This is a genomic window from Citrobacter sp. Cpo040, assembly GCF_030332915.1.
Classification (GTDB): Bacteria; Pseudomonadota; Gammaproteobacteria; order Enterobacterales; family Enterobacteriaceae; genus Citrobacter; species Citrobacter portucalensis.
In genome coordinates this window covers 215577-235536 of the sequence record NZ_JAOWGX010000034.1, presented here as the reverse complement: position 1 = coordinate 235536, position 19960 = coordinate 215577, and the positions used below count along the sequence as shown (strand labels likewise).

17 protein-coding genes are annotated in these 19960 nt (G+C 51.4%); 4 read left to right on the top strand and 13 right to left on the bottom strand.

Annotated features, from left to right (window positions below; all coding sequences use genetic code 11):
- Positions 1-13 precede the first annotated feature (13 nt).
- The 3 genes from topB to OGX86_RS05895 form a co-directional block, all read right to left on the bottom strand.
- Positions 14-1960, bottom strand: coding sequence for a DNA topoisomerase III (topB, locus tag OGX86_RS05905; protein WP_032934436.1), 1947 nt, complete (start codon positions 1958-1960; stop codon positions 14-16).
- 4 nt (positions 1961-1964) lie between these two features.
- Positions 1965-3008 (bottom strand): selenide, water dikinase SelD, encoded by a 1044-nt coding sequence (selD, locus tag OGX86_RS05900; protein ID WP_003832497.1) that lies wholly within the window; start codon positions 3006-3008, stop codon positions 1965-1967.
- A gap of 116 nt (positions 3009-3124) precedes the next feature.
- Entirely contained in the window at positions 3125-3676 is a 552-nt protein-coding gene (locus OGX86_RS05895) for an NAD(P)H nitroreductase (protein WP_048226791.1), read from the bottom strand.
- A gap of 175 nt (positions 3677-3851) precedes the next feature.
- Between OGX86_RS05895 and sppA the strand changes: the two genes are divergently transcribed.
- Complete coding sequence (gene sppA / locus OGX86_RS05890) at positions 3852-5708, top strand: signal peptide peptidase SppA (protein WP_008784539.1); 1857 nt, start codon at positions 3852-3854, stop codon at positions 5706-5708.
- 36 nt (positions 5709-5744) lie between these two features.
- Here sppA and OGX86_RS05885 read toward each other — a convergent pair whose 3' ends face one another.
- Together OGX86_RS05885 and OGX86_RS05880 are read right to left on the bottom strand one after the other, a co-directional pair.
- Entirely contained in the window at positions 5745-6812 is a 1068-nt protein-coding gene (locus OGX86_RS05885; protein ID WP_008784538.1) for a GlxA family transcriptional regulator, read from the bottom strand.
- A gap of 12 nt (positions 6813-6824) precedes the next feature.
- Positions 6825-7745, bottom strand: coding sequence for a DMT family transporter (locus tag OGX86_RS05880; protein ID WP_286639553.1), 921 nt, complete (start codon positions 7743-7745; stop codon positions 6825-6827).
- 201 nt (positions 7746-7946) lie between these two features.
- On the opposite strand from OGX86_RS05880, the gene ansA reads away from it, so the two are divergent.
- Positions 7947-8963 carry an asparaginase gene (gene ansA / locus OGX86_RS05875; RefSeq protein ID WP_003832492.1) on the top strand — a complete coding sequence of 339 codons (1017 nt, stop codon included), beginning with the start codon at positions 7947-7949 and terminating at the stop codon, positions 8961-8963.
- A gap of 14 nt (positions 8964-8977) precedes the next feature.
- On the top strand, positions 8978-9616 hold the full coding sequence (pncA, locus tag OGX86_RS05870) for a bifunctional nicotinamidase/pyrazinamidase (RefSeq protein WP_048214360.1): 639 nt from the start codon (positions 8978-8980) through the stop codon (positions 9614-9616).
- 37 nt (positions 9617-9653) lie between these two features.
- Here the strand turns inward: pncA and OGX86_RS05865 are convergent, their stop codons facing one another.
- The 8 genes from OGX86_RS05865 to OGX86_RS05830 form a co-directional block, all read right to left on the bottom strand.
- The gene (locus tag OGX86_RS05865; RefSeq protein ID WP_048226795.1) at positions 9654-11012 is read right to left on the bottom strand and encodes an MFS transporter; all 1359 of its coding nucleotides are present in this window, start codon (positions 11010-11012) and stop codon (positions 9654-9656) included.
- 140 nt (positions 11013-11152) lie between these two features.
- Positions 11153-11911, bottom strand: coding sequence for a DeoR/GlpR family DNA-binding transcription regulator (locus OGX86_RS05860; protein WP_032943120.1), 759 nt, complete (start codon positions 11909-11911; stop codon positions 11153-11155).
- A 136-nt stretch (positions 11912-12047) separates the two neighbouring features.
- Complete coding sequence (gene ydjG, locus OGX86_RS05855; RefSeq protein WP_195994587.1) at positions 12048-13031, bottom strand: NADH-dependent methylglyoxal reductase; 984 nt, start codon at positions 13029-13031, stop codon at positions 12048-12050.
- A gap of 9 nt (positions 13032-13040) precedes the next feature.
- Positions 13041-13988: a carbohydrate kinase family protein gene (locus tag OGX86_RS05850; RefSeq protein ID WP_008784533.1), complete on the bottom strand. Its 948-nt coding sequence runs from the start codon at positions 13986-13988 to the stop codon at positions 13041-13043.
- A gap of 4 nt (positions 13989-13992) precedes the next feature.
- Positions 13993-14829 carry a ketose-bisphosphate aldolase gene (locus tag OGX86_RS05845; protein WP_003832486.1) on the bottom strand — a complete coding sequence of 279 codons (837 nt, stop codon included), beginning with the start codon at positions 14827-14829 and terminating at the stop codon, positions 13993-13995.
- Between the two features lie 24 nt (positions 14830-14853).
- Complete coding sequence (locus tag OGX86_RS05840) at positions 14854-15897, bottom strand: NAD(P)-dependent alcohol dehydrogenase (protein ID WP_149608243.1); 1044 nt, start codon at positions 15895-15897, stop codon at positions 14854-14856.
- Between the two features lie 18 nt (positions 15898-15915).
- Positions 15916-17295: an MFS transporter gene (locus OGX86_RS05835; protein WP_286639550.1), complete on the bottom strand. Its 1380-nt coding sequence runs from the start codon at positions 17293-17295 to the stop codon at positions 15916-15918.
- A gap of 27 nt (positions 17296-17322) precedes the next feature.
- Entirely contained in the window at positions 17323-18399 is a 1077-nt protein-coding gene (locus OGX86_RS05830) for a zinc-binding dehydrogenase (RefSeq protein ID WP_286639547.1), read from the bottom strand.
- Between the two features lie 296 nt (positions 18400-18695).
- On the opposite strand from OGX86_RS05830, the gene chiD reads away from it, so the two are divergent.
- A complete protein-coding gene (gene chiD / locus OGX86_RS05825) occupies positions 18696-19949 on the top strand; it encodes a chitinase ChiD (protein WP_136391776.1) in 1254 nt (417 codons plus the stop codon).
- Positions 19950-19960: the final 11 nt, after the last annotated feature.

Here is a 19960-nt window from a genome sequence, read left to right as displayed (position 1 = left end):
CAGGCCTACAAACTTACAGACCCGCCTCTTCAGATGGCGGGCTTTTTTTTGCCGGACGTTTACGCGGCGCGCTTTTTTTCTTATCGCTACCACTACCGCCAGGTGCAGCAATTCCACGAAAGCGTCGTACCGGTGTGCTGCGCGCCTGATCGATAAGCTGATACAGCGTCCCCACCAGCGGCTGCATGAAATCCTGATAGCGACACTGCTTTTCGCTGATTTGGGTCAGGATAGATTCCCAGTGCGCGGTCATGTCCGGGCGCGTCGCCATTTCTGGCAGCGAGTGGAACAGCGCTTTTCCCGCGTCAGTCGAATGGATATAACGTCCTTTTTTCACCAGGAACCCGCGCTTAAACAGCAGCTCGATAATTCCGGCGCGCGTCGCTTCCGTACCTAAACCATCCGTTGCGCGCAGGATCTTTTTCAGATCTTTATCCTGCACGAATCGCGCAATCCCGGTCATCGCTGACAGCAGAGTTGCATCAGTAAAGTGCCGCGGGGGCTGGGTCTGACGTTCAACTACTTCGCCTTTTTCGCACAGCAGTTCGTCATCTTTTGCCACCACCGGCAGCGGCGTCCCGTCATTATCTTCGTCGCGCTCTTTGTTGCCGAGCAGCGTGCGCCATCCGGCTTCCGCCAGAAAACGGGCTTTAGCGACAAACTTGCCTTTGGCGATGTCCAGCTCAATAACGCACTTCCTGAATACCGCATCTGCGCAAAATTGCATCAGATACTGACGGGCAATCAGGTTGTAAATTTTCGCTTCGTTGTCATTCAGATTGATGGACGAACTGCGCGCGGTAGGAATGATGGCGTGGTGCGCATCCACTTTTTTGTCGTCCCAACAGCGATTTCGCGTATCGGGATTGACCGCCGGCTGCGGGAGCAGATCCGGCGCATGGACGCTAATCGCGTTCAGTACCGCGTGACGTCCGGCAAAGTGTTCTTCCGGCAGATAACGGCTATCCGAACGCGGATAGGTAATCAACTTATGAGTTTCATACAGCTTCTGGCAGATATCCAGAACGTTTTGCGCACTTAAACCGAAGCGCTTCGCCGCTTCAATCTGCAACGCAGACAGCGAGAACGGCAACGGCGCGGATTCTGATTCCCGTTTATCGTTATAGCTGGTGACTATCGCCGGTTGGCCGTTAATGCGGTTCACCACGTGTTCAGCCAGCGTGCGATTCAGCAAGCGCCCTTCTTCATCCTGATACGGCTCACACGCTTCGCTCGGCTGCCAGATAGCGGTAAACCGCTCATCGGCGGGCGTTACGATATGCGCTTTCACTTCGAAGAAGTCTTTGGCGACGAAGTTCTCTATCTCTTCATCGCGACGCACAACCAGCCCGAGCACCGGCGTTTGTACGCGCCCGACCGAAAGTACGCCCTGATAGCCCGCGTTACGTCCAAGAATGGTGTAAGCGCGCGTCATATTGATACCGTACAACCAGTCCGCACGCGCTCGCGCCAGTGCCGACACGCACAGCGGGATAAACTCACTGTTGGCGCGCAGCCGCTCAATAGCCCGCTCAACGGCCTGCGGGTTGAGGTCGTTAATCAGGCAACGCTGCACCTTCTGGCGCTTTTCAGGTGCCAGTTGCAGGTAATCCAGCACTTCATCCACCAGCAGTTGCCCTTCACGATCGGGGTCACCGGCGTGAATAACTTCGCTAGCTTCATGCAAAAAGCGCTTAATGACGTTGAGCTGTTTGGTCACCGAGGGGCGCGGTTGCAGTTGCCACTTTTCCGGGACAATCGGCAGATCGACCAGACTCCAGCGAGCGTAACGACTGTCGTAGGCATCCGGCTGCGCCTGTTCAAGCAGGTGACCAATACACCAGGTCACCACTTGTCCATTTCCGCATTCAATAAAACCATCGCCTTTGCGATGCGGCTTCGGCAGCACATCGGCGATAGCACGTGCCAGACTTGGTTTTTCGGCAATAAACAACCGCATCGAGTTAACGAATCTCAACCATGGCGCGACCGCCACGAGCTTCCACTAACTCACCAATGGCGGTGAGATCGATACCGAACTGCGCCGCTGCCGCTTTCACTTCGGCTTCAGCTTCCGGCGTTACCGCCAGCAGTAGGCCACCTGAAGTTTGCGGATCGCACAGCAGATCGCGTACCGATTGCGGCATTTCACCCATCAGGTGTCCGTAGCTGGCAAAGTTACGTTGGGTACCACCCGGCACCGCGCCCTGCGCGATGTATTCTTCAACGCCAGGCAGCTTAGGAATATCCTGGTAGACGATCTGCGCCTGAACGCCTGCGCCCTGACACATCTCACTCAGATGCCCCAGCAGACCAAAACCGGTAACATCGGTCATGGCTTTCACGCCGTCAATATCGGCGAATGCCGCACCAGCAATGTTCATCCGGCACATCACTTCTGTCGCCAGTCCTTTATGTTCTTCCTTCAGCAGGGATTTTTTCTCTGCGGTTGTCAGCACACCAATGCCCAGAGGCTTGGTCAGGAACAACTTACACCCTGCTTCAGCGGTACTGTTTTTCTTCACGCGTTCGGTCGGCACAACGCCGGTTACCGCAAGGCCAAAGATAGGCTCTGGGGCATCGATAGAGTGGCCGCCCGCCAGCGCAATACCCGCCTGACGGCAGGCAAAGCGTCCGCCTTCGGTGACTTCGCGGGCGATTTCCGGTGCCAGTTTATCCAGCGGCCAGCCCAGAATAGCAATTGCCATAATCGGTTTGCCGCCCATGGCGAAAATATCGCTGATGGCGTTAGTCGCGGCGATGCGTCCAAAATCAAACGGATTATCGACAATCGGCATAAAGAAATCGGTGGTGCTGATAACGCTGGTGCCGTTTCCAAGATCGTATACGGCCGCGTCGTCGCGGGTTTCATTACCCACCAGTAAGTTCGGATCAACAAACTTCGCCTGCTCGCTGTGCAGGATGGTTTCCAGCACTTTTGGGGAAATTTTACAACCGCAACCGGCTCCGTGGCTGTATTGCGTTAAACGAATAGCTTGCTCGCTCATGGACATCTCCTGTCATTGCAATCCGGATATGGTAGCGCTCATTCCTTGATGTGGTAAGAGTGACTGTCTGAATTCGGGTGTCTTTGCTCAGAATCCAGACAGTTTTGCCGTTGATATCAGAAATAACGGACGAATGCGCTCGGATCGGCAAGGTTAATCGTCGTGGATGCTTTTAGCTGCGGTGTGCCCAGATAGAGGAAACCGACGATTTTATCTTGCGGGCGACAGTCGAATGCTTCGCGCACGACCGCACTTTCGGTTAATGCACCACTGCGCCAGATACCGCCAAAGCCCTGGGCAATTGCGGCCATCTGCATAGCCATCACCGCACAACCGGCAGACATTTCTTGTTCCCACAGAGGAACCTTGTCGTTTTCTTCACATTTCGCCACCACGGTAATAATCAGCGGTGCGCGAAACGGTGCGCTGCGCGCTTTTTCCTGGGCTTTCGCGTCACTGCCTGCGGCAATCGCCCCTTTTTCAAGCACCGCGCTAAAACGCTCACGCCCTTCGCCCTCAATGACAAAGAATTGCCACGGTTGCAGCGTTTTGTGGTCTGGCGCGCGCATACCCGCCCGCAGAATGTTTTGCAGTTGCTCTCCTGTCGGGGCCGGCTCGACGAGACGAGAGGCGCTACGACGGGTAATCAGTAATTCGAGTGCATCCATTTGCTTAACTCCAACAATGAGATTTGTTCACAAAATTAACACGTGAGCGGATTTTGTTACAGCACAGGCGGTGATTCCTGCTGACAAGTGCCTGTCGGGTCATTACGATAGCCTCATCTTATCGCCTTTCTCCGGAATTTCGGGATGGCGTGTTGTTAATCGGTAGGGAGAATACATGCGAACCCTGTGGCGATTTATTGCCGGATTTTTTAAATGGACATGGCGATTACTGAATTTCGTCCGTGAATTTGTGCTTAACCTGTTCTTCATCTTCTTGGTGCTGGTGGGCGTGGGCATCTGGATGCAGGTCAGCAGCAGCAATACCAGTGAACACGCTGAGCGAGGCGCACTGCTGCTGGATATCTCGGGGGTGATTGTCGATAAGCCTTCGAGCACCAGTCGCTTAAGCGTTATTGGTCGTCAGCTGTTTGGCGCCAGCTCCGATCGTCTGCAGGAAAACTCCCTGTTCGATATCGTGAATACTATTCGCCAGGCAAAAGATGATCGCAACATCACCGGCATTGTGATGGATCTGAAAAATTTTGCCGGGGCCGACCAGCCTTCCATGCAGTATATCGGTAAAGCGCTGCGGGAATTCCGCGACAGCGGCAAACCGGTCTTTGCCGTGGGCGATAACTTCAGCCAGGGGCAGTACTACCTCGCCAGTTTCGCCAATAAAATTTATCTCTCTCCGCAGGGTTCCGTTGATCTGCACGGCTTTGCCACCAACGGTTTGTACTACAAGTCCCTGCTCGACAAGCTGAAAGTTTCCACGCACGTGTTCCGTGTCGGGACTTATAAGTCTGCCGTAGAACCGTTCATTCGTGATGATATGTCTCCTGCCGCGCGCGAGGCCGACAGCCGCTGGATCGGCGAGCTGTGGCAGAACTATCTCGACACGGTCGCTGCCAACCGCCAGATCCCTGCTCAGCAGGTGTTCCCGGGCGCACAGGCCATGCTGGACGGTTTGACAAAAGTCGATGGTGATACCGCGAAATATGCGCTCGACAACAAACTGGTGGATGCACTGGCCTCCAGCGCCGAAGTCGAAAAAATGCTGACCAAACAGTTTGGCTGGAGCAAAGCGGATAAAAATTATCGCGCCGTCAGCTATTACGATTACTCGCTGAAAACGCCAGCGGATACTGGGGACAGCATTGGCGTCGTCTTCGCGAATGGCGCAATTATGGACGGTGAAGAAACCCCTGGGAATGTGGGCGGTGACACGACTGCCGCGCAGATCCGCGAAGCGCGTCTTGATCCGAAAGTGAAAGCAATTGTCCTGCGCGTGAACAGCCCTGGCGGCAGCGTCAGCGCTTCCGAAGTCATTCGCGCTGAGCTGGCTGCGGCAAAAGCGGCAGGCAAGCCGGTTGTCGTGTCCATGGGCGGCATGGCGGCATCCGGCGGGTACTGGATCTCCACCCCAGCAAGCTACATTGTGGCGAACCCCAGCACGCTGACCGGTTCAATCGGGATCTTTGGCGTGATCAACACTGTGGAAAACAGTCTGGATTCCATTGGTGTACACACCGACGGTGTGGCGACATCCCCACTGGCGGATATCTCCATCACCAAAGCGTTACCACCTGAAGTGCAGCAAATGATGCAACTGAGCATCGAGAACGGCTATAAGCGCTTTATCACGCTGGTCGCAGATGCGCGTAAGACAACGCCTGAGCAGATTGACAAAATCGCGCAGGGCCACGTCTGGACCGGCCAGGATGCGAAAGCCAACGGTCTGGTAGACAGTCTGGGTGATTTTGATGACGCCGTGGCGAAAGCGGCTGAGCTGGCCAAACTGAAGCAATGGCACATTGAGTATTATCAGGACGAACCGACATTCGTTGATATGGTGATGGACAGCATGTCCGGTTCCGTTCGTGCCATGCTGCCTGAAGCGATCCAGGCGATGCTCCCGGCGCCGCTCGCTTCTGCGGCGAGTACGGTTAAAGCGGAGAGCGATAAGCTGGCAGCATTTAACGATCCGCAAAACCGCTATGCGTTTTGCCTGACCTGCGCCAACGTTCGCTAACCTGCCAATGCTGCCCCAAGTCGGGGCAGCATTTTTTTACACATTCTGATGTCGCGTACTGCGAAAATCTCCAGGCGTACAGCCAAACTCCCGACTAAACAAACGAATAAAGTGCGCACAGTCGCTAAATCCCAGACGCAGCGCAATCTCCGTGACACTCTCTCCAGAATTCATCAGCAGCCAGTGGGCATAACGCAAACGCGCACGTCGGATAAACTCTCCCGGCGACTGGGCGAACTCGGCGTTAAACAACCGGGTAAGCTGTCGCGGACTCAGGTTGACTTCAGCGGCCAGCCAGCGGGTCGAAATGGGCTTTACCAGTCCTTGCTCAATTAAAAAGACCGCTTTGCGTAACCGACTGTCGCTCACGTGGGTAAAACCTATCGCTCTGGAGACCGCCACTGACGTGCTGTCTATGCGGTTGGGGACGGACATCTGGAAGATGGCTTTTGTCGCCCTGTCGGGACCACAGTGGCGGCGAATAAGCTCTGTTGCCAGCCCTATCGTCGAAATGCCCCCCGGACAAGTCAGAATCCCTTTTTCCTCAACAAAATCGACACCGCTACGGGCAGCCAGCTGAGGAAATTGCGTTTTAAAATCATTCAGATGCCAGGGATGGATCGCCGCCATCAGCCCATTGAGGAAACCTTCTTGCGCCAGAACAAAGCTCCCCGTGCAGATACCTACCAGCGGAATGTTGAGCTGATGCGCAAGATGCAGGTAACGTCGCGCGGCCCGATCGGCTTTCGCCATACTGCGCAGCAAGCCGCCAATCACCACCACATAATCAAATTGTTCCGGTGCAACGAATGCGCTATCCGGCATCATCGCCATTCCTGAACTGCTTAGAACTGGTCGGTCTGGTGTAGCGCTCATCAGACGCCAGGAGCAGCGAATTTTCTGGCTATCATCCCCCATATCCGCTGCATGACGTAACGCATCGGTTAACCCCGCCAGCGCCAGCAGAGGAAATTCCGGCCACAGAAGAATGCCGACATTCAACTGTGGTCTGCGTGGTGTCTCTGTCTGACTCGCATCGATAGCCGTAATGATGTCTCCATCCGCCCACTCGCCTGGCTGAAAAATTCTCAGGTCTTTCTTCACTTCAGGCTCCCGTTATAAACGTGAAAGGCGGCGTAAATTCGCGCTGGGGGGTAATGAAACACAAAGCAATCCAATCAATATCAAGAGAGCGCCTGCGATAAACGCGGGCTGCAGGGATTCACCAAGAAAGAGTACCCCGGCAATGATTCCCATCGCTGGCGTCATTAAAATCAGGGTTCCCAAAGATGCGACATGATAATAACGCAGCAGGGTAAACCAGATCAGGTAACTTAAAAAGGCGACAATCACCGTCTGAAAAGTCAGACTCATCACCAACACAGTCGTCAGTTGTACCGTCGTTTCTCCCAGCATCAGTCCGATAAGCAATAAAATCAGCGCGGTAGTCGCCAGTTGATAAAACAGTGTGCAGGACGAGGGAATAGTGGCGAGTCGGCTACAGCGGATCAACACACTGGACGCCCCCCACGCCATACCGGCGAAAAGCCCGCACAGATCGCCCGTCAGGCTCCATTGTGTGTTGCCATTTTGAGGAACCATCGTAACGGCGATGGCGATGCCCAAAAAGGCGATCGCAAGCCCACACCATTGCAGACGACTCAGTCGCTCTTCAGGTAAAAGAAAATGTAATCCAATGGCCGAAAACAAAGGCGCAGTATACAGATAAAGCGCCATATGGGAGGCCGTCGTTAACGTGATCCCTACGGAAACCAGCACAAATTCAAGCGCAAATAGTAATCCAACGATTGCGCCCATTTTGGCAATATTACGGTCACGCAGACGGCCAAAAATATTATCTCGTCGCTGAAACAGCACTCCAATAAACAGTGCGGCGATTGCGGAACGCAAACCGACCTGCAAAAAAGGTGACATATCAGCAGCAGCCGCTTTAATTGCCACCTGCTGACTGCCCCAGACACCGCAAATCACCACCATCAGCAAAATAGCCGCATTATCAATTCTCTTTCTGATCATTTCTGCACTCGACAACAACACACACCATAGAAGGCTGCTACTGTAGGGCCGAGGGTGCAAAACCACACTGAACAAACGGGACAAGGCACTGAACATAAATGACATATTGATCGGATGGCAGGTATGCGTCATTTGCACTGTATTTTTTCGGGGGGAACTTTATACTGCGCCTGTTTATGCACAACTTAACCTGTGACGCCCATGCAAAAGAAATCGATTTACGTTGCCTATACCGGCGGTACCATTGGTATGCAGCGCTCAGAACAGGGTTATATTCCTGTTTCCGGTCATCTCCAGCGTCAGCTGGCACTGATGCCTGAATTCCACCGCCCAGAGATGCCAGACTTCACCATCCACGAATACGTCCCGCTGATGGATTCCTCAGACATGACGCCAGAAGACTGGCAGCATATTGCTGAAGACATTAAAGCGCACTACGACGATTACGATGGTTTTGTCATTCTGCACGGCACTGACACCATGGCGTTTACGGCTTCGGCGCTCTCATTTATGCTGGAGAATCTGGGCAAGCCAGTCATTGTGACAGGGTCACAAATCCCATTAGCAGAGCTACGTTCTGACGGACAAATCAATTTGCTGAATGCGTTGTACGTTGCAGCAAATTATCCGATCAATGAAGTGACCCTGTTTTTCAACAACCGACTGTTTCGCGGTAACCGGACCACTAAAGCGCATGCTGATGGTTTTGACGCGTTTGCCTCACCCAACCTTGCACCACTGCTGGAAGCCGGGATCCACATTCGTCGGCTGGGAACACCGCCCGCACCTCACGGCACAGGTGAGTTGATTGTCCATCCTATCACTCCGCAACCGATTGGCGTGGTCACTATTTATCCAGGGATCTCCGCTGATGTAGTACGCAACTTCCTGCGCCAGCCGGTAAAAGCATTAATTTTGCGCTCCTACGGCGTGGGCAATGCGCCGCAGAATAAAGAGTTCCTGAAAGAACTTGAAGATGCGAGCTCGCGTGGCATTGTGGTGGTGAACCTTACGCAGTGTATGTCCGGCAAGGTGAACATGGGGGGCTACGCGACAGGGAATGCGCTGGCGCATGCTGGCGTGATTGGCGGCGCGGATATGACCGTCGAAGCCACTCTCACCAAACTGCACTATTTGCTGAGTCAGGGACTGGATACGCAGACAATTCGTGAAGCAATGACGCAAAATCTGCGTGGTGAGCTCACGCCTGACGATTAAAGGAGTCTATGCCCATGGCCCGAGCCTTACTGTTGGTCGATTTACAAAACGACTTTTGTGCCGGTGGTGCCCTCGCGGTCCCACAAGGTGACAGCACAATCGATATCGCCAACCGCCTGATTGACTGGTGTGCCATACGCGGCGACACGGTCGTTGCCAGTCTGGACTGGCACCCGGCGAATCACGGTAGTTTTGCCAGCCAGCATCAGGTCGAGCCCTACAGCCAGGGACAACTTGATGGTCTGGCGCAGACGTTCTGGCCCGATCATTGCGTACAAAACAGCGAAGGCGCCGCCCTGCATCCGCTGCTGAACCAGCGTGCGATAACTCAAACGTTCACTAAAGGTGAGAACCCGCTGGTCGACAGCTACAGTGCTTTTTTTGATAACGGTCGTCGTCAGGCAACCGCGCTGAATGCATGGCTACTCGAACACCGCATTGCCGAGCTCATCATCATGGGTCTGGCTACCGACTATTGCGTTAAATTCACCGTTCTGGATGCGCTCGATCTTGGCTACACCGTCAGCGTTATAACCGACGGCTGCCGTGGCGTTAATATTCAACCCCAGGACAGTGCAAACGCCTTTATGGAAATGGCTGCTGCGGGCGCAACGCTGTATACGTTGGACGACTGGCTGGAAACCCAGCCGTAAGCGATGCCGACAGGGTCACTCCTGTCGGCGCGTTATCTCAGGCCAGCGCTGAAATCTCTTCCAGCGATACTTTGCGTGTTTCGATGCCAAAACAAAAAAGAATCAGCGCGCATAGCATCAACATTGCTCCTAGCACGATAAAGACCGTAACCGAGCCATAGCGGGTCAACAAAATAGCGACGCCATAAGGCGTAAACACAGCGACAATCCTCCCCACCGCATTCACAAAACCCGATCCTCTCAATCTAAGATGCGTGGGCCATAGTTCCGGGACATAAACTGCAGAGGCAAAGCAGACATACATATACAGAAAAAAAATCATCACCAGTCCGTAGCTCAGAATTGCCCACTCTTCAGTTTGAAGCGAATAGAAATACCCAAGCAAGGCGATAATAATCAACAAGAATGAGCCAAACAATCGCCGAGGAAAGCGATCGATAATTAACGCGGCAATAAATATCCCAACCGGCGCGCCAATCATAATTATCGCGGTCATAAATATGGATTTCGTTACATCGATTCCCGAATTAACAAATATCGTCGGGATCCATACCGTAATGGTATAGAGCGAAATATTCATTGCAATAAGCACCGTGATCGCCACCAGTGTACAGCGCAACATTGGCCCCTTAAACAAGAGCCAAAATGAACCACTTATCGTGCTTAAATCCGCCGACGAGCATTCGTTCCGGCAGGATGGTAAAGTGATGTTTTTTTCTTTCTCAATTTGCGATTCCACCTGCATAAGATGTTTTTCAGCTTCGCTTCTCTGCCCTTTGCCAGCCAGCCAACGCGGGGATTCAATATAGTATTTTCCCGACAGATACCAGGCCAACAGCATTGCCATGCCACCGAGCAGAAACATCACCCGCCAGCTTAAAAGTGCAATAATCACGACGCCAATTGCCGCAGATAGCATTGGTGCCCAGTTGCCGACAAATGACAGACGGGCAGACCATTTCCCACGAACCGCGGGTGGAATGAATTCTGTAAATGAGGCATAGCCCACCATAATTAGCGCCCCCATTCCAATCCCCATCAGACAGCGGAAGAAAATAAGCCAGTACATGTTGGGCACAAACGTTGCAGCGCAGGCTGAGACCCCGACGATTAACAAATTGACGCGGAACGCTTTGCGTCGACCGAGATAATCACCAATAAAGCCACCGGCTAGCGAACCGATAAAGTAACCGAACATCAGCGCTGAGGTAAACGCGGCATTGAGATAATTGTTTGACCAGCCTGTGCTGACTAGTTTTGCTAATACCACATTCCCGGAATAGCTGAGAAAACCAGTGATTAACAAACTAACACTAATAATTCCAAAAATACGAAAATGAAATCGAGATAAAGGTAAGCGATCTAATCTTGCGCCGATAGGGTCACATTGTTCCATCTGGATGCCTCAAATTCAGCTAAATAGAAAGTATGGCGATCGCGGCAGAAAAATTTTGCCGCGCCATCCATCATCATTAGATTCTTATGGCATTTACCAGGTGCAAACTTAAAATAATATCGACACAACCCTCGTTATAGCTAATAAACGAGTTGAATATTATTCTCTTTGCAAAATGCAATCCACTCTGCACCCGGTGCCTTATTGGTTATTAGGTAATTAATATGGCTAAAGTCCACGAGCTGAACGAAAGCTTTACGGTCAAACTTTGAGTGATCAACTAACAGGGCCACCTCAGTCGCCTGGCGGATCATGGTTTTTTTGATTTCCGCTTCCGCTTCATTAGAATCAAGCGCCCCACTCTGCATATCCAAACCTTTGCAGCTCATCACCATGATATCAACATGATAACGGCTGATAATCTCCTTGGTGATTCTTCCCTGCAGCGACAGCGTATTCTTATTCAACTCACCGCCGGTAGAAACCACGTTAATTTCTGACTGCGCCAACTCATGAAATGCTTCAGCCGAATTGGTAAGCAACGTCAGATCGTTTCTTTCCTTCAACAGCTTTAATAATTCCATCGCGGTACTGCTGGAGTCGGCAGCCATTGTGGTTTTATTTTTAATAAACGGTAATGCATTACGGGCAATAATCTGCTTTTCTTCGAAGAAAGATTTTGCACGCTTATAAAAATGAATATTGTCGGACAACGCGGTGGTATTGAGCACTGCACCGCCATATGTTCGGGTCAAAAAACCTTCATCTTCCAGTTTTTCAAGATCGCGGCGAATCGTTTCCTCAGTCACCTGAAAGATTGAACTTAAATTAGATACCGCCACTTTCTTATCGTTAGCCACCATTTGCTTAATGGCTTGAATCCTGTCTTTTGCCGCCACGATGACACCTCTGTTTCCTGCAAAGTAATAATAAGACCCTAGTATCTCACAGGCTATGTTTATTTTCAAAAGAACATGTCTGAATCACAGATTTCAATACTTTTTTACGCAGAAACAGAGGTCAATTCTATCCGACTTAATTTATATCCAACGCTTCCGCCATTCGCCTCATCAATAATGAATCATCATCTGTCAGGGGAATGGTTAACGCCTCGACGTTCTCGCGAACCTGTTCAGGTGCGGTTGCACCACTCAGTAAGGTGATCAAATCGCTTTGCTTTAAAATCCACGCCAGAGCTAATGCGGGGATTGTGCAGCGGTATTTTTCACACAGTGGCTGCCACTGCTCTAGCATATCAATCACCCGCAGCATATTTTCCCGCTGAAACCAAACCTTGTTAGCCCGTGCGCCGCCAGGAACATAATCTCGGGCGATAGTACCAGTCAACAACCCCTGCTCAAGCGGTGAATATACCTGCACGATGATGCCATTCTGCTGGCATAGCGGCAGCAGATCAGCTTCCAGCGCCCGGTCAAGAATGCTGTACTTGGCCTGGATGATATCCAGCACACCGTGTTTGAGATACTCCCTTATATGCCCGGCATCGACGTTCGCCGCACCAATCGAACGGATTTTTCCCTCTTTTTTCAGTGTGTTCAGCGTGTCTACGGTTTCCGCAATCGGCGTAAAACAGGGTTCAACCGACTGCCAGTGGGTCATATAAATATCAATACTGTCGATACTCAATCTTTGCAGGCTGGCATCAACCTCCTCACGAATCGACTCAGGCGTGAGGTTTTTATACAGCTGGCGATCGCCCACTTTGTTAAACAGGCTGCCTGTTCGCTCCCAGACGATGCCGCATTTGGTTTCAACCACTACCTCGCTGCGCGGTAACTTTTTCAGCGCCTGACCGACTATCACTTCACTGTTGCCAAAGTTGTATCCTGGCGCGGTATCAATCAGATTAATACCGCAGCGATGCGCCTCAACAATGGTATCAATACAAATCTGCAAATCGAGATCGCCATTCCATGCCGGACCGCCGCCAATGGCCCATGTACCTAATCCCATGCGGGAAAGCGTAATATCCGTACTGCCTAAAGGAATCATTTTCATCTGCCGCTATTACCCTTCGTATTCGTCAAGAAGTTGTTCAACCAGCTTTCTGTTCTTCACACCCGTCGTCGCACCCACGCTCAGTACCGATATTGCCGCCGTTGCATTAGCAAACAGCGCGCAGTCGCGAAGCGGCTTACCTTCAAGCAGCGCGGAGATAAATCCTGAAGCAAAGTTATCCCCCGCGCCGATGGTGTCGATGGCGGTAATCCCCGACACGGCCGGGACTACCATTTTCATATCGACACGTTTGATAAAGCAGCCTCTTTTGCCGGTCTTAATCACGACGGTTTTCACACCACAGTTCAGGAAACTGTCGGCAATCTCATCCAGCGTATCTTTCCCGGTGAGCAGTTTTGCCTCTTCAAAATTGGGAAACAGATAATCCACGTAGCTCAGCGCTTCACGGATGTCGTCCAGCGTTTCGTTAAGCCGTGGTTTAATCATGTCGGCGCAGATAATTAATCCATGCACTTTGGCCTGAGTGAAAATATCCGTTAACGCCTGGCCATCAAGCAGCGGACTATTAAAAATACTCGCCAGCGACAGCAGCTTTGCCTGCGAGAATCGGTCAAAATCAACATCGTTTATATTCAGTTTCCATAAACTGCCGTTACGGTTAGTCACAAAGGTGCGTTCACCATCAGCGGTGACTAAACCTACGTTAATGGAAGTATCAATATCAGCATCCTGCTTCAGGCTTTTAATATCAATATTCTCCCGATGGCAGTGGTCGACAATAAAATAACCGGCTGCATCATTACCTATCCGACTCATTAACGCCGTGCGATGGCCAAGGCGAGAAATAATCGTCGCCTCATTAATAGCATCACCTCCCGTGGTCATTGCTATTCGTTCTAATGGATAAGAGTCAACATCAAAGATATTTTTACTCACTGGTTGCAAGGGAATATCAACAATTGCCGCCCCTATACAAATAACCTCGATATTATCCATATTGTCATTCCGCTTTACCGTCAGAGCCAAACAGTTTGATTTTCTCCAGCGCGCGCTCTTTTACCGCTTTGCGAACTTCACGCTCAACGTGCAGGAACGGCTGATTCTGGTTCTCCTGCACCGCCGCCATTGCCGCCTGGCACAGTTCGGTATGAATATTGATTTTCGAAATACCTAATGAAATGGCTTTTTTGATATCCGCATCGCTAATGCCGGACGCGCCGTGCAGCACCAGCGGAACGGATACCGCTTCGCGCACGCGTTTGACCACGTCGAAATTCAGTTTCGGCTCAGAAGTATAGACACCGTGCTGGTTACCAATCGCTACCGCCAGAGAATCGCAGCCGGTACGCTCGACAAATTCCGCCGCCTGGCTCGGGTCGGTATAGTGATAGCCCGCCAGCGCTTCTTCATAAACCGTTTCATTCCCCACGTGGCCCAGCTCCGCCTCAACCGGAATACCCAACGGATGGAAGAAGTCCACCGCCTCTTTAGTCAGGCGAATATTCTCTTCGAAGTCAAAAGCGGAGGCATCGCGCATCAGTGAATTCATGCCGTGAGTCCAGGCGTTATGGATAATTTCCATACTGCGCCCGTGGTCCCAATGGGTAATAACCGGCACTGAGGCTTTTTTCGCCATCGAAACCATCATATGCGAAAAATCTTCAAACGATGTATTACCCACAAAGCCGGTGCCGAATGAAATAATTACCGGCGATTTAGACTCTTCCGCCGCATCCATCACCCCCATTAACATTTCCGCATTCCACACGTTAAAGTGGGCAATCGCATAATGTTTATTCTGGGCATCATTTTCCCAATATTTAATATCTGCCAGCATGGTTGTCTCTCCCTTTTCAATAAATTAATGGTTAACTTTAATAACACCTTTGATAATTTCGCATTTGTTGTTAACTGACTCATCAAACGCGCGCTGAACATCTTCATAATCATAAATATGCGTCACCATCGACTTGACATCGAAACGCCCGGAGGAAATGGCTTCAATAGTGACCGGATAGCGGTTGGCGTAGCGGAAAACGGTCTGAATGGAGACTTCACGGTTAATTTTGAGGAAATTAATCGCCGAATCACCGGGAACCGTCCCAACGATCATGATTTTCCCGCCGCGCATCACCAGGTACGGAGCCTGCTTAACGGTGATCGCCGAGCCGGCAGTTTCAAAAACAATGTCAGCTCCCATATCGCCGGAGAACTGCTGACAGCGGGCAACGGTGTCCTCTTTCGCTCCGTTGATCACCGTCGTCGCACCAAGCTGCTCGGCCATGGCCAGACGTTTTTCCAGAACATCAACAACGGCGATGTCGGTAGCCCCCAAACATTTACAGGCTTGCAGGGTCATTAAACCAATACAGCCCGCCCCCAGAATGACGATTTTCTTGCCCGGTTTAACGTCTGCCAGCATTGCGGCATGCATCCCTACCGCCGCAGGCTCTACCAGCGCGCCTTCCATGGTGTCCATGTTATCGGGCAGCTTGTAAGTGAAGCTCTCCGGATGGCACAGATAGTGGGTTAGCGCGCCGCGATAATTAGGCTGCGTGGCCATAAAGTCGACATCAGGACAGATGTTGTATTTGCCCTCCAGACAGTAGCGGCAGTGACCACACGGCACGCCGGGTTCAATGTTCACCCGATCGCCCGGTTTAAATTTACTGACGCGATTTCCTACCGCCACCACCGTACCGGCACATTCATGTCCGAGGCCAATTTCCTGGTTTGGGTCTTTTGGCGGAATAAAGGGACCTGATTCGAAACCGTGAACATCTGAACCGCAAATTCCTACGTATTCAATTTTGATCAGTACTTCATGCTCTTTGGGTACCGGGATATCGGCGGCAATAATTTTCATCGTGCCCGGCGTTTTTAATATCGCTTTTGAATTTTTCATTTTATTTCCCCATCAATATTATTTGCTGGTAACTGCATCAATACCGAGACTTTCGACAGAGACGCCTTTGGTTTCAATTCCGATGGTAGCAATGGCGACAGCGACAATAATGGAGACCGCACCCAGCAGGACAAACACCCCCGTTACGCCATAACCGTTAAGCAACACCGCCACCGCATAAGGCGCGGCGATACCGCTGATACGCCCTACCGCATTCGCCAGACCAGAACCGCGAAGTTTTGCTTCGGTCGGCCATATTTCCGGGACATATACCGCAGAGGCATAACAAACATACATATAGACAAAGGTAATCAGGAAGAAGCCAATTAGCGTAATCAGCAGCATGCTGGTTTGCAGTGAATAGATATATCCCAGCACGGCGATTAATACTAATAAGCCCACCCCCATGGTCTTTCTGGGAATTTTATCCATCACCAGCATGGCGATAAAAATCCCAAACGGCGCACCGAACATGCTCATGGTATTTAAGACAATCGAGTCTTTCAGGTTAATCCCCTGAGTCATAAATATGGTCGGCAGCCAGTTAATTAAGGTGTACTGCACAACGTTCATGGCAATCAGGACAAAGGAACCTAAAATAACGCGCTTCAGTAACACACCCGTTAATAAGGCCGAATAAGGAACCGTGCGCGGGGCTTTGCCGTCATCTTCAATTACCACAGGCGGCAGCGGCTTGCCGGTCTGCTGAACAACCCCTTCTTCAATGGCCCGCATCACCTTTTCAGCTTCGGCGTAGCGTCCGCGGGATTCCAGCCAACGAGGCGACTCCGGGAAACTACGCCAGGCAATAACGGTCGCCACCAGCGACAGTACGGCCGGGATCAGCAACTGCACGCGCCAGTTCCATTCGGCGCTGATTAACGGCGTCAATCCCATCGCGATCAGCGAACAGAGCGGATAAGACCAGTTACCGATAAACGAGACCCGGCTTGACCAGGTGCCGCGATTCCTGCCGGGCATATATTCGGTGAACCCGGCAAACAGAGTCACCAGCAGCGCGCCTAATCCAACCCCCATGACAAAACGGCAGGCGATCAGGAAGGTCATATTCGGTGAGAATGCCCCAATGACCATGGCAATAATATGAATCGCTTCATACAGGATAAACGCATTTTTACGCCCGATTTTATCGCCTATGATTCCGCCGCCGAGCGCGCCGAGAAACATTCCCGCCGTCGTAATGGCGGAAAACGTGGCGGTGGTGGAATTATCGGTCCAGCCAAGTTCTTTTAACTGCGCGAGAATTAATCCGCCGACGGCATTACTCCAGCAGACCAGTAATCCAAAGGCGACCATGGCAAACATCGATGAGTGCCAGCGACAGTCAGGCAGCCTGTCCAGCCTGGCGCCGCAGTGCGGTTTTGCTATCTGTTCCATCCGGGAACCTTCCTTTAATAAATGGGATTATTCATCAAAGTCATAGGTCATAATGACCTTAATCGCGGTTTTATCGACCATGGCGTCAAACCCTTCGCGCCATTGCGACAAGCCGATACGGTGAGTAATCATCGGTTTAACTTTGATCGCGCCGCTGGCCAGCAGGCGTATAGCGTTGCGCCAGGATGTGGAATCGTAGGCCATATGGCCAATGATGCTTTTATTCCACGCGGTGATGTCGTTGATGGAGAAATCGAGAGGTTTAAAGCCCATACCGACGCGAACGACTTCACCATTCGGGCGCAGCATTTCGATTGATTGTTTAAGGGCGATATTGGCACCAGAGCATTCGATGACCAGCCCCAGATTGTCTTTACCGCAGATTTCCTGGCAGCGTGCAACCACATCTTCGGTCGAACCGTTAACGACAGCTGTCGCGCCCAGCTCTTTGGCGATCGGGAAGCGTACGGCAACATCCTCTTCCAGCCCGACCATCACAATATTAACGGCCCCCATAATGCGCGCCATTTGAACAGAAAAGAGTCCTAACGGACCGGTACCAAAGACCACCACATCCTGGCCTGGAAGAAATTTGGATTGCTGAGCGATAGATTTGTAGGCATTGCAGATAGGATCCAGTACAGCCGCCTCTTCATAATCTACCCCTGCCGGGATTTCCCACAGAGCATGGCGGTGAATTTTGAGGATTTCCCCAGGGACCAGACAATATTTAGAAAACCCACCGCCCCAAGTATTGTTGTCCAGACCTAAATTCACCTTTTCTGTACAACAAAGAAAATCGCCCTGTTCACAGGCCGGACAAACGCCGCAAACGTGCCCGCTGTTGTCAGACACAACTCGCTGTCCCACCTTCCAGTCCTTAACCTTGTCGCCAACCTGCACAATTTGACCCGCAAATTCATGACCACGAATCGAATTAAACTGGTCGGATCCACTGTCGACATTGTAGTGTTTCATGTCAGCGCCGCAGATAGCAGCAGCCTTAATTTCAATCACAACGTCATCCGGACCACATACCGGTTCCGGAACATCAATCATCTTGTAGCCGCCAAAGGCCTTGCCAAATCTCGCCAGTGCTTTCATGGAATTTTCCTTTGTGTTTAGTTTTGCATCAGTGACCATCATACTTATCCATATAATTTTTGAGGTCAACACCAAATCTTTAAAACACAGATTTTGATCTGTATTTCACAACCAAGATCACAAATAAATGCAAAGATGAACTGAAACCCAAGTGAACGTGGCTGCCGCTTCGCTAAAATGGCGTGAACCCCTTCGCATTTTTCCTGTTATGAAACTGTTAACCTGCGGGTGCTGTTTTTTTCGCCACGCCATTTCCGTGCCGTGTTTGCTTGTTTAAATGTCAAAGAGGAACACCGATGAAACTATTGCCTTTGTTGGCAGCATTACCCCTGCTCTGCGCCAGCGTTGTTTCCGCCAGTTCACTGATGTCAGTTGGCTACTTTAATGGCGGCGGCGACGTCACTGCCGGTCCCGGTGGCGACATCAATAAACTGGATGTTCGCCAGATAACCCATCTCAACTATTCGTTTGGCCTTGTCTATAACAACGAAAAAGACGAGACCAATGACGCCTTAAAAGACGCCAGCAAACTGCATCAGATTTGGCTTTCACAGAAAGTGCAGGATGATTTGCTGAAAATTCCACAGCTGCGTAAACAAAATCCAAACCTGAAAGTGTTGCTTTCCGTCGGTGGTTGGGGAGCGCGTGGATTCTCTGGCGCGGCAGCAACGAAAGAAACGCGTGCGGTGTTTATTCAGTCTGCGCAGGAGATAATTGCGAAATATGGTCTGGATGGCATCGACCTCGACTGGGAATATCCAGTTAACGGTGCCTGGGGACTGGTCGAAAGCCAACCGACTGACCGCGCTAACTTCACCGCGCTGCTAACAGAACTGCGCGCCGCATTGGGGCATAAAAAACTGCTGACCATCGCCGTGGGCGCAAATGCAGAAAGTCCGAAAAGCTGGGTGGATGTAAAAGCCATTGCACCATCGCTCGACTACATCAACCTGATGACCTACGACATGGCTTACGGCACCCAGTATTTCAACTCGAACCTGTATGATTCGACGCAATGGCCAACGGTCGCCGCGGCGGATAAGTACAGCGCCGATTTTGTGGTCAATAACTATCTCGCCGCCGGTCTGAAACCGAGTCAAATGAATCTGGGCATTGGTTTTTATGGACGGGTACCAAAACGCGCCGTTGAGCCAGGTATTGACTGGAGCAAACCTGACGCGCAGAAAAACCCGGCTACCCAGCCCTATTTCGAGTCAGCTCAAATTGAGTTGTTCAAATCACTGGGCGTCGACCTGAGCAAAGACACCTACGTGAAGTACAACGATATCGTGGCGAAGTTGATCAACGATCCGCAAAAACGCTTTAGCCAACATTGGGATGATGAAGCGAAAGTGCCGTGGCTGTCGGTACAATCTGCGGATGGAAAAAAACTCTTTGCCCTCTCCTATGAAAACCCGCGTTCGGTGGCGATCAAAGCCGACTACATCAAAAGCAAAGGGTTGGCAGGCGCTATGTTCTGGGAGTATGGCGCGGATGACAATAATCAGTTGGCGAAGCAGTTAGCCGATTCATTAGGCATCAAACACTGATCCCAACGCCT

Excerpts from the sequence above, each read along its gene's own strand:
- topB (WP_032934436.1), bottom strand. The coding sequence starts at position 1,960 with ATGCGGTTGTTTATTGCCGAAAAACCAAGTCTGGCACGTGCTATCGCC.
- selD (WP_003832497.1), bottom strand. The coding sequence starts at position 3,008 with ATGAGCGAGCAAGCTATTCGTTTAACGCAATACAGCCACGGAGCCGGT.
- OGX86_RS05895 (WP_048226791.1), bottom strand. The coding sequence starts at position 3,676 with ATGGATGCACTCGAATTACTGATTACCCGTCGTAGCGCCTCTCGTCTC.
- sppA (WP_008784539.1), top strand. The coding sequence starts at position 3,852 with ATGCGAACCCTGTGGCGATTTATTGCCGGATTTTTTAAATGGACATGG.
- OGX86_RS05880 (WP_286639553.1), bottom strand. The coding sequence starts at position 7,745 with ATGATCAGAAAGAGAATTGATAATGCGGCTATTTTGCTGATGGTGGTG.
- ansA (WP_003832492.1), top strand. The coding sequence starts at position 7,947 with ATGCAAAAGAAATCGATTTACGTTGCCTATACCGGCGGTACCATTGGT.
- pncA (WP_048214360.1), top strand. The coding sequence starts at position 8,978 with ATGGCCCGAGCCTTACTGTTGGTCGATTTACAAAACGACTTTTGTGCC.
- OGX86_RS05865 (WP_048226795.1), bottom strand. The coding sequence starts at position 11,012 with ATGGAACAATGTGACCCTATCGGCGCAAGATTAGATCGCTTACCTTTA.
- ydjG (WP_195994587.1), bottom strand. The coding sequence starts at position 13,031 with ATGAAAATGATTCCTTTAGGCAGTACGGATATTACGCTTTCCCGCATG.
- OGX86_RS05850 (WP_008784533.1), bottom strand. The coding sequence starts at position 13,988 with ATGGATAATATCGAGGTTATTTGTATAGGGGCGGCAATTGTTGATATT.
- OGX86_RS05845 (WP_003832486.1), bottom strand. The coding sequence starts at position 14,829 with ATGCTGGCAGATATTAAATATTGGGAAAATGATGCCCAGAATAAACAT.
- OGX86_RS05840 (WP_149608243.1), bottom strand. The coding sequence starts at position 15,897 with ATGAAAAATTCAAAAGCGATATTAAAAACGCCGGGCACGATGAAAATT.
- OGX86_RS05835 (WP_286639550.1), bottom strand. The coding sequence starts at position 17,295 with ATGGAACAGATAGCAAAACCGCACTGCGGCGCCAGGCTGGACAGGCTG.
- OGX86_RS05830 (WP_286639547.1), bottom strand. The coding sequence starts at position 18,399 with ATGAAAGCACTGGCGAGATTTGGCAAGGCCTTTGGCGGCTACAAGATG.
- chiD (WP_136391776.1), top strand. The coding sequence starts at position 18,696 with ATGAAACTATTGCCTTTGTTGGCAGCATTACCCCTGCTCTGCGCCAGC.